This window comes from Herbaspirillum rubrisubalbicans (assembly GCF_003719195.1).
GTDB classification, from domain to species: Bacteria; Pseudomonadota; Gammaproteobacteria; order Burkholderiales; family Burkholderiaceae_D; genus Herbaspirillum; species Herbaspirillum rubrisubalbicans.
The window spans coordinates 1,513,281-1,524,978 of the sequence record NZ_CP024996.1; the positions used below are offsets into that span (position 1 = coordinate 1,513,281).

The window sequence follows — 11,698 nt, forward strand, 5'->3', positions numbered from 1 at the left end:
GTCCATGACTGAAGAAGTCCTGTTCCGTCGCGCCCGCAAGGGCGACGCGGCGTCGATTGCCGGTGTGCGTATCGACGCCTGGCGTGCCGCCTATCGTGGCCTGGTGCCCGACAGCTATCTGGATCACTTGAAGCCCGAGGAAAGCGTCAAGCTGTGGGAGCAGGTGCTGGAAGCGTCGTCTGACGCCGCCTGCACCTTCGTGGCCGAAAGTGGTGGCGAGATCATCGGCTTCGCTTCCGGCATGACCCTGGCGGAGTCGCGTTTCGGCTGCGACGCCGAGCTGACCGCCATCTGCGTGCTGCCCGATGAGCAGCGCAAGGGATTGGGCAAGCGCCTGCTGGCCAACGTTGCCGCCACCCTCATCAGTGCCGGCGCCACTGGCCTGATGGCGTGGGTATTGAGCAGGAACGAAGGCGCCGGGGAATTTTTCGAGTCACTCGGGGCCGAAAGGCTTTATGAACAAACGTTCACCTGGGATGATGGCAGCGAACTCGACGAGATCGGTTTCGTCTGGCGCAAGCTCCACTCCTGAGCGGGTGAGAGCGGTAAGCCACGGATAGGCAGGATCAGCAGGGCAGGCAGGGACGGCAAGAACAACTGAACAAAAGGCCGGAAAAGAAGGATTCATGTCCGACTGGCAGCGCCGCAAGGGTGCAAGCTGCGGACAGGTCGCTTTCCCGACTACCGGTTTGCATCGATTTTTACTACTTGAGGAGAAGAGCATGGCAATTCGCGTAGCAATCAACGGTTATGGCCGCATCGGCCGCAATATCCTGCGCGCTCACTACGAAGGCGGCAAGAAGCACGACATCGAGATTGTCGCCATCAACGACCTGGGCGATCCCAAGACCAATGCCCACCTGACCCAGTACGACACCGCCCATGGCAAGTTCCCCGGCACCGTGACCGTGGATGGCGATTCCATCGTCGTCAACGGCGACCGCATCAAGGTGCTGGCACAGCGCAACCCCGCCGAGCTGCCCTGGGGCGAGCTGGGTGTGGACGTGGTGCTGGAATGCACCGGCTTCTTCACCACCAAGGAAAAAGCCAGCGCCCACATCAAGGGTGGTGCCAAGAAGGTGATCATCTCCGCTCCCGGCGGTAAGGACGTGGACGCCACCGTCGTGTTCGGCGTCAACCACGGCGTGTTGAAGGCCTCCGACACCGTCATCTCCAACGCATCTTGCACCACCAACTGCCTGGCCCCGCTGGTGCAGCCGCTGAACGACAAGATCGGGCTGGAAAACGGCCTGATGACCACCGTCCACGCCTACACCAATGACCAGGTGCTGACCGACGTGTACCACGAAGACCTGCGCCGCGCCCGTTCGGCCACCCAGTCCATGATTCCGACCAAGACCGGTGCTGCTGCCGCGGTCGGCCTGGTGCTGCCGCAACTGAACGGCAAGCTGGACGGCTACGCCATCCGCGTGCCGACGATCAACGTGTCCATCGTTGACCTGTCCTTCGTGGCTTCGCGCGACACCACCGTGGATGAAGTCAATTCCATCCTGAAGGCCGCTTCCGAATCCGGTCCGTTGAAGGGCATCCTGACCTACAACACCGACCCGCTGGTCTCGGTGGACTTCAACCACAATCCGGCATCGTCCAACTTCGACGCTACCCTGACCAAGGTCTCCGGCCGTCTGGTGAAGGTTTCGTCCTGGTACGACAACGAGTGGGGCTTCTCCAACCGTATGCTCGACACCACCGTGGCTCTGGCAACGGCCAAGTAAGACGCGTGGATTGGCCTTCCGGTCGGGAAGTTCCTGGCCGGGAGCGTCAATTTCAGGGCTGTTTCCGTTTCTTTTCCTCGTATGCAAGTCGCTTTGCCGAGGTGAAAATGGGGAATCAGCCTGCAAAAGGAGTACAAAGGCTGTTGCTGGCGTGGCGCTGGCAATGGCCTTTTGTTTATTTGTTCATTTATTTCTCCGTTTGCGCTTTGCCTGAACAACAAGAGCAACCGACCCAATGAGGGAACGCATGTCCGCAAGCTCATCCCAGGCCCCTCGCCTGTGGGCCAACCTGGCCCTGATTTGCGCCGTCAGCTTGTCGCTGTCCGCGTGTGACTACATCAGCAGCTTTTCCAAGCCCAAGCAGACCCCGGAAGAGGCCAAGGCAGAAGGCATTGCGCTGGGCGCCGGCTGCCGCCAGGCCGGTCAGAGCCTGGAAGACTGCTACCAGCGCAATCCCGATGCCTTGAAGGCCGGTATCTTCGCCGGCTGGAAGGACATGCACGAATACATGGCGGCCAAGGGCATCCAGACCGTGACCCCGCCGGCCCCGGCGGCCGATGCGACCAAGGATGATGCCAAGGGCAAGGATGGCAAGGACAAGGACGCCAAGGACAGCGACCGCAGCAGCCGTTCCCGCGATCGCGATTCCAGCCGCGACAATGCCCGCTCGCGTGACCGCGAAAGTTCCTCCTCCTCGCGCGAGGCCAGCAGCGACCGCCGCGCCAGCCGCGATGAGAAGACGCCGCCCAAATATTGAGATTGATTGAGTTCAGGGAGCAAACGCGAGACAGTTGCAGTCCCGTTTGCCGCCCGGTAACATCCTGATGCCCCGCTTGCGGGGCATTTTTCATCAGCCGGCAGGGGGAAGCGCCGGCTCTCAGGAAGCCGGTGGTCGCTTGTCGCGCCATCCGGCCAGGACAAAACAAGCATAACGACATGAAATCACATTCGACGCCCATGCCTGCCGCACTGCCGGAGCACGTTCCCGAGACCGCCTTCGGGCTCTGGTTCCTGCGCACACCAACCTGGACCCTGCACGTGCTGGAACGTGCCATGCTGGATCTGGAACGTTTGATTCCCCAGCGTCGCAGCAGCTATCCGGTGGTGGCTGACGTGGGCTGCGGCTGGGGCCGGTCGCTGAAGAAACTGCAGACCCGTTTCACCCCGCAGCGTCTGATCGGCATGGACATCGACCCGGCCATGATCGAGGCCGCTCGCGCTGAGGCCGACGCCGAGGGCCTGCACGCCGAATTCATCCAGTGCTCCAGCGCGCAGATGCGGCTGGAAGACAGTAGCGTGGACCTGCTGTTCTGCCACCAGACCTTTCATCACCTGGTGGACCAGGAAGAGGCGATCCGCGAGTTCTACCGCGTGCTCAAACCGGGTGGCATCCTGCTCTTTGCCGAGTCGACCAAGCGCTATATCCACTCGTGGATCATCCGCTTGCTGTTCCGCCATCCGATGGAAGTGCAGAAGACTGCGGAACAATACCTGGCCCTGGTACGCAGTGCCGGCTTCCAGGTGGCGCCGCAGTCGATTTCCTATCCCTACCTGTGGTGGAGTCGCGAAGACCTCGGCATTCTGGAGCGCGTCTTCGGCATCAAGCCCAGGGCCGAGCGTGAAGAAACACTGATCAACCTGGTGGCGGTCAAGCCGCTGAAATAACAGGGCTTCACCCGAAAGATGATCTGCATGAAGAAACGGGATGCACCCTCAGGCGCATCCCGTTTTTTCATTCCTATACCGGCAACAGCATGTCAGCCGAACACCTGCTGCCACAGGCGGATCACGCAAGCCCGTTCATGTTCCACCCGGATCGCATCGATGTGAGCGCGTTCCGAGCCTTGCAGGCGGATCTGGTGTTGCAGCTTGCGGAAGAGACGATAGGCATTGGCCGCTTCGGCGGCCAGCAGGTCATCGATCAAGCCCAGTTGCGCGGCCAGTTTCAAGAGTGCGATGTTGCCGATGTCGCCGGTCAGTTGCGGATGGTCGCAGGCATGGCGCAGCACCAGGTATTGCACCATGAATTCGATGTCGATCATGCCGCCTTCATCGTGCTTGAGGTCGAACATCTTGCTGCGGTTGGGATGGGCTTCGCGCATCCGGCCTCGCATGGACAGCACTTCTTCTTCCAGCTTCTGGACATCGCGCGGCTGGCGCAGTACTCGCTCGCGCAGCGCTTCGAAACGTTCGCCGATGGCGGTGTCGCCGGCACAGAAGCGGGCGCGCGTGAGGGCCTGATGTTCCCAGATCCAGGCAGCGTTCAACTGGTATTTCTCGAAGGAGGAGACCGGTGACACCAGCAAGCCGCTGGCGCCATCCGGGCGCAGGGCGATGTCGATATCGAACAGGGTGCCGGCCGGGGTGTGGCTGGTCATCCAGGTGATGAAGCGCTGCGCCAGCTTGGCATACAGGCCCGGTGCCTCCTGGTCATCGTCATCGTAGAGGAACACCACGTCCAGGTCCGAGGCATAGCCCAGTTCCTTGCCCCCCAGCTTGCCGTAGGCGATCACGGCAAAGCGCGGCACCTCACGATGGCGCTGGGCGATGGTTTGCCAGACTGCCTCGATGGTCACCTGTACCAGCACGTCGGCCAGGGCCGAGAGTTCGTCGGCCAGCTTTTCGACCGACAGCTCGCCCTCCAGGTCTTGCGCCAGCAGGCGGAACAGTTCGGCGTGGTGCAGCTCGCGCAGGATGTCGAGTTGGCGTTCGGTGTCGCCCTCGGCGGCGCTCAACTGGCGGCGGCAGGTGTCGGCGAAGGCGACCCAGTCGGAGCCGGCCTTGAGGTTGCGATCATCCAGCAATTCATCCAGCAGCAGCGGGTGGCGCGTGAGGTAGGTGGCCGCCCAGCCGCTGGCGCCGATCATGCGCACCAGGCGCTGCAGGGCGTAGGGATATTCGGTGAGCAGGGCCAGGTAGGCTGCGCGGCGGGCAATCGCTTCGAGGAAGTCGAGCAAGCGGCCCAGCGCTGGCAACTGATCGTAGTGCAGTGCCGCCAGCAGCGGCAGGCACTTGTTGATGACGGTGTTGAGGCGGTTGCGGCTGGCTTCGGGCAGGCTTTGCATCCGTGGCGATTGCCAGGTCAGGTGCAGGCGGCGCGCGCCGTCCTCGATGTCTTCTTGCGGGAAGCCGACCAGGCGCAGGGCATCGGTGAGCCCTTCCAGGTTGTCGTTTTCGCTGACGGCCACGGTGGGGCCGTCGCTGTCGGCCTCGGATTGCTTGTCGGCAAAGATGGCGTCGAACTGCGTAGCCACGATGGCGCGCTGGCGCTCCAGTTCGCGCAGCAGGGCGGGGCTATCGGCATAGCCCATCATGTTGGCCACCAGCAGCAGATCCTCGGGATTGACCGGCAGGGTGTGGGTCTGGGCATCCTCGAGGTATTGCAGGCGGTGTTCCAGGTCGCGCAGGAAGGTGTAGGCCTCCAGCAATTGCGCCACCACCTCGGGTGCCAGCAAGTCCTTGGCGGCCAGGGTACGCAGGGTGGTGCGGGTGGATCGATCGCGCAGATCAGGGTCGCGGCCGCCGCGGATCAACTGGAACACCTGGCTGGTGAATTCGATTTCGCGAATACCGCCGCGGCCCAGCTTGACGTTGTTGCTGCGGTCGGGATGCAGCGCTTCCTGGCGCTTGACCTCGGCGCGGATCTGGCCGTGCATGGAGCGCAGCGCATCGATGGAGCCGAAGTCCAGGTAGCGGCGGAAGATGAAGGGCCGGCTGATGGCTTCCAGGGTGGCGATGTCTTCGGCTGTGCCGGTCAGCGCGCGCGCCTTGGTCCAGGCATAGCGCTCCCATTCACGGCCTTGGCGCACCAGGTATTCCTCGACCATGTTGAAGCTGGCCACCAGCGGGCCGGAGTTGCCATTGGGGCGCAGCGCCATGTCGACGCGGAAGGTGAAGCCATCTTCGGTGATCTCGGCCAGGGCGCCGATGAGCTTCTTGCCCAGGCGCACGAAGAATTCATGGTTGGATAGCGACTTCTGACCGGCCTCGGCCTGGGTGTCGCCATCTTCGGGGTAGACGAAGATGAGGTCGATGTCGGAAGAAACGTTCAGTTCTCCGCCCCCCAGCTTGCCCATGCCCAGCACGATCATCTCCTGTGGTCGGCCCGATTCTTCACCAATGGGCGTGCCGTACAGCGCCACCTGTTCCTGCATCAGCGCCGCCAGGTGGGTCTGCACGGCGAAGTCGGCAAAGTCGGTCATGGTGGCCACCACTTCGGCCAGGTCGGCACGGCCGTCGAGATCGCGCGTGATGAGGGTGCAGACGATGAGGTTGCGCAGGCGGCGCATGGCGCCTGGCAGCGACAGGCCGGCGGCCAGGTCCTGCTCCAGGCGCTGCTGCATGATGGTGCGGTCGATGGCTTGCGCGGCGGTGCTGGCTATCAGGGCGCTGCGGGCCGGGTCGGCCTGGGTCCAGCGGGTGTAGTAGCGCGAGGTGCTGGCATCGACCAGGGAAACTTGATGAACAGGCATAGGCAACCGCAAAGCTCCAGGACAAGGTGTAAAAGTAGGAAAACCGCCTGTCATTACGCTTCATGCTGGCCCTGGCCTGGCTGAACGGCGCAGGCAGCAGGCGCCCAGGCGCTGACAGTGGGCTGACGTTTTCACGCGATCTGCATCAAAAGGGGGATTCTAGCTTCCCTTTTTAAACTTATCGCCGATTTTGCCCCTCATAGCCCCTTTGCACCGATGGCATGGGCCGGTTTTCCATGCGATCATGTTGTCTCTCTGATTTCTTTTTTTGCCGAGCCGCCTTGCATCCTGATGTCCCAAGAACACCATAACGCCACACCCCAGCCCGGTCGTTGGGCGCTGTGCTGGCGATTTGCGCGGGGCAGCTATCGGCGTCTGAACCGGGCCAGCCATCATGTGCTGGGCTTCACCCTGAAGCTGCTGCTGGTGGCCTATTTTGTCTTTTGCGCGCTGTTCCTGGTGCTGCGCTATGCGGTCTTGCCCGAGATCGGCCACTACAAGCCCCAGATCGAACGCCTGGTATCGCGCCAGATCGGTCGCGCCGTGAGCATCGACGACATCGCCGCCTCCTGGCGCGGGCTGCGTCCGCAACTCTCGCTGACCAACCTTACCGTGCATGACCAGCAGGGCGAGCCAGCCTTAAGACTGCCGCGCATCTCCACCACGCTATCCTGGAGCAGCTTGCTGGTGGCGGGGCTCCGGGTGGAAAACCTCAGTATTGAGGGCGCCGACCTGGCCATACGCCGCGATGCTGCAGGCAAGCTTTACGTGGCGGGTATCCCGGTGCCGGCCGGCGGCGATGGCAGCAGCCTGGACTGGCTCCTGTCGCAGCGCGAAATCGTGATTCGCCACAGCAAGCTGCGTTGGGACGATGAATTGCGCGCCGCCCCGGAACTGGTGCTGCAGGATGTCAACCTGGTGCTGCACAACCGCTGGCTGCGCCATCGCCTGTCCCTGCGCGCCATCCCGCCGCAGGACATGGCCGCACCCCTGGATGTGCGGGCCGATTTCAGCCATCCGGCCTTCGCGCGTAGTTCCGATATCTCGCGCTGGAAGGGGCTGCTGTATGCCGACCTGCGCAATACCGAGCTGGCGGTCTGGCGCGCCTGGATCGATTACCCCATCGATATCCGCAGCGGCCGTGGTTCGGTGCGCGCCTGGCTGACGCTGGACCATGCCAAGGTCGCCAACTTCACCGCCGACCTGCGCCTGACCGATTTCAATGCCCGCCTGTCGCGCCAGTTGGACCCGCTCTCGCTCAAGCGCGTCAACGGCCGCATTTCCGCCAGCGAAACTCTGGGGGCCAACCTGGAGGATGGCATTCCTACCTTCGGCACCAATGGTCACCAGGTCACGCTGACCGATTTTTCCATCGAAACCCCGGATGGCTTCGTGCTGCCGCCGACCTCGATTGCCGAGAGTTACGAGCCGGCCACGCCGCTCAAGGCCGAGCGTACCAGCGTCAAGGCCACCTACCTGAACCTGCTGACCTTGTCCCAACTGGCCACGCGCCTGCCGTTGGCGCCCTCGCACCGCAAACTGCTGGATGACCTGGCACCGCGCGGGGAATTGCATGATTTCACGGTGCAATGGCAGGGTAGTTACCCGGAACTGAGTTCCTACCGCGTCAATGGCCGCTTCCAGAACCTCGGTCTGAAAGGCTTGCCGGCCCATGTCGAGCCCCACAGGAATGGAGTCCGGCCGGCACGGGCGCAGTGGGCGGCCTTCCCCGGTTTCAGCAATCTCTCCGGGGAAGTCGATGCCACCGAAAAGGGTGGTTCGGTCAAGGTGGATGCGCGGCAATTGGCGGTGCAACTGCCCGCCGAGCTCTTCAGCGAGCCGACCATGCCGTTTGATACCCTGAAATTGCAGGCGCGCTGGCAATTCCTGAAGGACCAGATGCTGCAGGTCGACCTGGACCAGATGCAGTTCACCCAACCCGGCGTGGCCGGCAGCCTGCACGGTCAGCACCTGGTGCCGCTGGAGGGCCGTTCCATGGGCAGCGTGGACGTGAGCGGCGAGTTGAGCAGCTTCGACGTCAAGGCCGTGCGCCGCTACCTGCCGCCGCACCTGAGCGAACCCTTGCGCCACTGGCTCACCGAAGGCCTCATGGCCGGCACCCTGAAGGACGTGCAATTCAAGCTCAAGGGCGCGCTGGCCGATTTCCCCTTCCACACTGCCAAGCCCGGCGACAAGCCGCGCGGCCAGTTCCAGCTGACGGGCGAGTTCGAGGGCCTCAAGCTGAACTACACCCCCGGGCACCTCGGGCGCGATGGCCGGGACCCCGAATGGCCCTTGCTGGAAGAGGGTCGGGGGCGCCTGAGCATGGACCGTACGCGCCTGGAGATCAAGGCCGACAGTGCCCGCACTCTGGGTGCCCGGCTGGGGCCGGTGACGGCGCGCGTGGCCGATGTCGATTCGCATGACGCCGTGCTGGAAATCGATGGCCAGGCCACCGGACCCATGCCGGCCTTCCTGCAATACGTGAACCAGAGCCCGGTGGCGCGCTGGACCGGCAACGTCATGGAGCACACCACGGCCAGTGGCGAAGCGCGGTTGGACCTGAAGTTCCAGATGCCGCTGCACCACGCCATCGAGACCCGTGCCCAGGGCACCTTCCAGTTCGCCAACAATGATGTCGATCTGCTGCCGGAGTTGCCGCCGCTCTATCGCACCAGCGGCAAGGTCGAGTTCAATGAGCATGGCTTTACCCTCAACGGTGTACGCGGCCAGTTTCTGGGCGACACCCTGGCCATCAGTGGCGGCACGCAAAAGGATGGCAGCAGCCAGGTGCGCCTGGAGGGCGCCATCAATATCGACAACCTGCGCAAGCAATACCCCGAGCCCTCGCTGCAGCGCCTGCTGGCGCGCTTCTCGGGCGGCACCCGTTACACCGCTACGGTGCAGGTGCGCCAGCACCAGCCGGAGGTCAGCATCGACTCCAACCTGGTCGGCCTGGGCGTGGACCTGCCGCTGCCCTTGCGCAAGGGGATGCAAGATAGCCTGCCGATGCGTTTCGATCTGCTGCCCCTGGCCTCGGCCGATCCCTTGATCGAGCGCGAGGAGATGCGTCTGGCGCTGGGGGCGAACATCGCTGCACGCTACGTGCGCGAGCGCGTGGCGGGCAAGGGCAACGACTGGCGTGTGGCCAGCGGCGGCATTGGCTGGAACCAGCCGGCACCGACGCCGGCTTCCGGCCTGAAACTGGCGCTGGCCAGCGACAGCCTGGACGTGGATGCCTGGCTGGCGCTGAAGACGGCCCTGACCGGCAAGGAAGCCGGGGCTGGCGGCACCTCTCCCAGCCGTCTGGGCAGCAGCGACGTCACGCAATACCTGGAGCCGGACAGCATCTCGGCCCGCGTGGGCGAGTTGACCCTGATGGGCAAGCAGCTCAACAAGCTGGTCCTGGAAGCGGCCCATCGTCGCAATGCCTGGCAGATCAACCTGGAGTCACAACAGGCCTCTGGCAGCGTGACCTGGGAAGACTCGGGCAGTGGCCGTGGCCCCGGCAAGGTGACGGCGCGCCTCTCTACGCTGATCATCCCCAAATCCAATCCGGCCACCGACGCTACCCAACCGACCCCGGCCTCGGCCGTCAAGGCCGATGACAACGTGCAGATGCCCGCCCTGGACATCCGCGCCGAGCAGTTCGAGCTGGGCGGCAAGAAGCTGGGCCGGTTGGAACTGGATGCCAGCAATATCGTCACCTCGGTGGGCCGCGAGTGGCGCATCAGCCGTTTGCTGCTGGCCAATCCCGATGCCCAGTTCCGCGCTGCCGGCAACTGGCTCAGCTTCGGCAGTAACCACACCTCCAACTTTACCTATGCGCTGGACATCGAGGATGCCGGCAAGCTGCTGGAGCGTTTCGGTTATCCCGGCACCATCCGCGGTGGACACGGCAAGCTCGATGGCGACCTCAGCTGGAAGGCGCCACCCTATGCCATGGACATGGCCAGCCTGGCCGGCCAGGTGCACATGGACGTGCATTCCGGCCAGTTCCTGAAGGTCGATCCGGGTGCGGCCAAGCTGTTGGGCGTGTTGAACCTGCAGGCGCTGCCGCGCCGGCTGACGCTGGACTTCCGCGACGTGTTCTCGCAAGGCTTCGCCTTCGATACCGTGGCCGGCACGGCCAGCATCGCCAAGGGCATCGCCAGTACCGACAACCTCAAGATGACCGGTGTGACGGCCTCTGTGCTCATGAGCGGCTCGGCCGACATCGCCCGCGAAACCCAGGACCTGCACGTGGTGGTGATCCCCGAGATCAACCTCGGCACGGCCTCGGTGGTGGCCATGGCGGTCAATCCGGTGGTGGGCGTGAGTACCTTGCTGGCGCAACTGTTCCTGCGCAATCCGGTGATGAAGTCGCTCAGTTTCGAATACAAGGTGACCGGCCCCTGGAGCGATCCCATCGTGGTCAAGCAGGGCCAGGTCTCGCCGGTGGATGCCGAACGCGCCAAGGAAGTGCTGCAGAAGGGCCAGGAGGGCAAACCGGGTACGCCGGGCAATGACAGTGCGCCTGCACTGCCGGCCGCGCCGGCTGTCCCTGTGCCATCACGCCGCTCGCCCCAGCCTGGCCCGGTCATCAATTCCGGTGCCTGAAGGCGCTGCGCGTGCGGCCAGGATGGGCGATACTGGCCCTTCGTTTTCTTCATTTTCCGCAGTCTTGCGAGAGGCAGACATGACCCAGTCATTCAAGGTGGCGGCGCTCCAGATGGTCTCCACGCCCGAGGTAGAGCAGAACTTCGATGCTGCCGCGCGCCTGGTGGCGCAGGCCGCACAGCAGGGCGCGCAACTGGTGTTGCTGCCCGAGTACTGGCCCATCATGGGCCGCCATGAACGCGACAAGCTGGCCCATGCCGAAGCCGATGGCAGCGGTCCTATCCAGCAACACATGAGCGCACTGGCGCGCCAGCACCGCCTGTGGCTGGTGGGCGGCACACTGCCGCTACAGTCGGCGGTTTCCGACAAGGTGCTCAATACTTCACTGGTCTATGGACCGGATGGCCAGCGGGTGGCGCGTTACGACAAGATCCATTTATTCAATTTCGTGCGAGGTGAAGAAAACTACGATGAAGCCCGCACCATCGAATACGGCAGCGAAGTGCGCAGCTTTGAGGCGCCGTTCGGGCGGGTCGGGCTGTCGGTGTGCTATGACCTACGCTTCCCGGAGCTCTACCGTGCCATGGGCGAGTGCGCCCTGATCGTCATGCCGGCCGCCTTCACCTATACCACCGGCCGCGCCCACTGGGAGCTGCTGCTGCGCGCCCGCGCCATCGAGAACCAGTGCTATGTGCTGGCCTCGGCCCAGGGCGGCCAGCATGTCAATGGCCGCCGCACCTGGGGGCATAGCATGTTGGTCGATCCCTGGGGCGAGATTGTTTCGGTGCTGCCGGAGGGGGAGGGGCTTGTGATCGGCGACATTGATCCCCATCGTCTACAATACGTTCGAGAAAGTTTGCCGGCGCTACGCCACCGCAAGCTTTGACCTTT

Annotated in this window: 8 protein-coding genes; 7 read left to right on the top strand and 1 reads right to left on the bottom strand. The window is 63.7% G+C overall.

Translation table 11 applies throughout. The features are described 5' to 3' along the window. Nucleotides 1-4 precede the first annotated feature (4 nt). The 5 genes from RC54_RS06700 to RC54_RS06715 all read left to right on the top strand — a co-directional run bounded on the left by RC54_RS06700 (nucleotide 5) and on the right by RC54_RS06715 (nucleotide 3,401). Nucleotides 5-532, top strand: coding sequence for a GNAT family N-acetyltransferase (locus tag RC54_RS06700; RefSeq protein WP_174526136.1), 528 nt, complete (start codon nucleotides 5-7; stop codon nucleotides 530-532). A gap of 190 nt (nucleotides 533-722) precedes the next feature. Continuing rightward, a complete protein-coding gene (gene gap, locus RC54_RS06705; RefSeq protein WP_017453667.1) occupies nucleotides 723-1,736 on the top strand; it encodes a type I glyceraldehyde-3-phosphate dehydrogenase in 1,014 nt (337 codons plus the stop codon). A gap of 5 nt (nucleotides 1,737-1,741) precedes the next feature. Then, on the top strand, nucleotides 1,742-1,975 hold the full coding sequence (locus RC54_RS25040; protein WP_146744557.1) for a hypothetical protein: 234 nt from the start codon (nucleotides 1,742-1,744) through the stop codon (nucleotides 1,973-1,975). A gap of 8 nt (nucleotides 1,976-1,983) precedes the next feature. Then, a complete protein-coding gene (locus tag RC54_RS06710; RefSeq protein ID WP_061790251.1) occupies nucleotides 1,984-2,493 on the top strand; it encodes a hypothetical protein in 510 nt (169 codons plus the stop codon). A 179-nt stretch (nucleotides 2,494-2,672) separates the two neighbouring features. Then, nucleotides 2,673-3,401: a class I SAM-dependent methyltransferase gene (locus RC54_RS06715; protein WP_058894698.1), complete on the top strand. Its 729-nt coding sequence runs from the start codon at nucleotides 2,673-2,675 to the stop codon at nucleotides 3,399-3,401. 92 nt (nucleotides 3,402-3,493) lie between these two features. On the opposite strand, the gene glnE is transcribed toward RC54_RS06715, so the two are convergent. Continuing rightward, nucleotides 3,494-6,208 (bottom strand): bifunctional [glutamate--ammonia ligase]-adenylyl-L-tyrosine phosphorylase/[glutamate--ammonia-ligase] adenylyltransferase, encoded by a 2,715-nt coding sequence (gene glnE, locus RC54_RS06720; protein WP_174526137.1) that lies wholly within the window; start codon nucleotides 6,206-6,208, stop codon nucleotides 3,494-3,496. Between the two features lie 291 nt (nucleotides 6,209-6,499). On the opposite strand from glnE, the gene RC54_RS06725 reads away from it, so the two are divergent. Beyond that, complete coding sequence (locus tag RC54_RS06725) at nucleotides 6,500-10,807, top strand: YhdP family protein (protein WP_061790253.1); 4,308 nt, start codon at nucleotides 6,500-6,502, stop codon at nucleotides 10,805-10,807. A gap of 79 nt (nucleotides 10,808-10,886) precedes the next feature. Further along, a complete protein-coding gene (locus RC54_RS06730; protein WP_058894701.1) occupies nucleotides 10,887-11,693 on the top strand; it encodes a carbon-nitrogen hydrolase family protein in 807 nt (268 codons plus the stop codon). Nucleotides 11,694-11,698 lie beyond the last annotated feature (5 nt).

Excerpts from the sequence above, each read along its gene's own strand:
- RC54_RS06715 (WP_058894698.1), top strand. The coding sequence starts at position 2,673 with ATGAAATCACATTCGACGCCCATGCCTGCCGCACTGCCGGAGCACGTT.
- RC54_RS06725 (WP_061790253.1), top strand. The coding sequence starts at position 6,500 with ATGTCCCAAGAACACCATAACGCCACACCCCAGCCCGGTCGTTGGGCG.
- RC54_RS06730 (WP_058894701.1), top strand. The coding sequence starts at position 10,887 with ATGACCCAGTCATTCAAGGTGGCGGCGCTCCAGATGGTCTCCACGCCC.
- RC54_RS06710 (WP_061790251.1), top strand. The coding sequence starts at position 1,984 with ATGTCCGCAAGCTCATCCCAGGCCCCTCGCCTGTGGGCCAACCTGGCC.
- gap (WP_017453667.1), top strand. The coding sequence starts at position 723 with ATGGCAATTCGCGTAGCAATCAACGGTTATGGCCGCATCGGCCGCAAT.
- glnE (WP_174526137.1), bottom strand. The coding sequence starts at position 6,208 with ATGCCTGTTCATCAAGTTTCCCTGGTCGATGCCAGCACCTCGCGCTAC.
- RC54_RS06700 (WP_174526136.1), top strand. The coding sequence starts at position 5 with ATGACTGAAGAAGTCCTGTTCCGTCGCGCCCGCAAGGGCGACGCGGCG.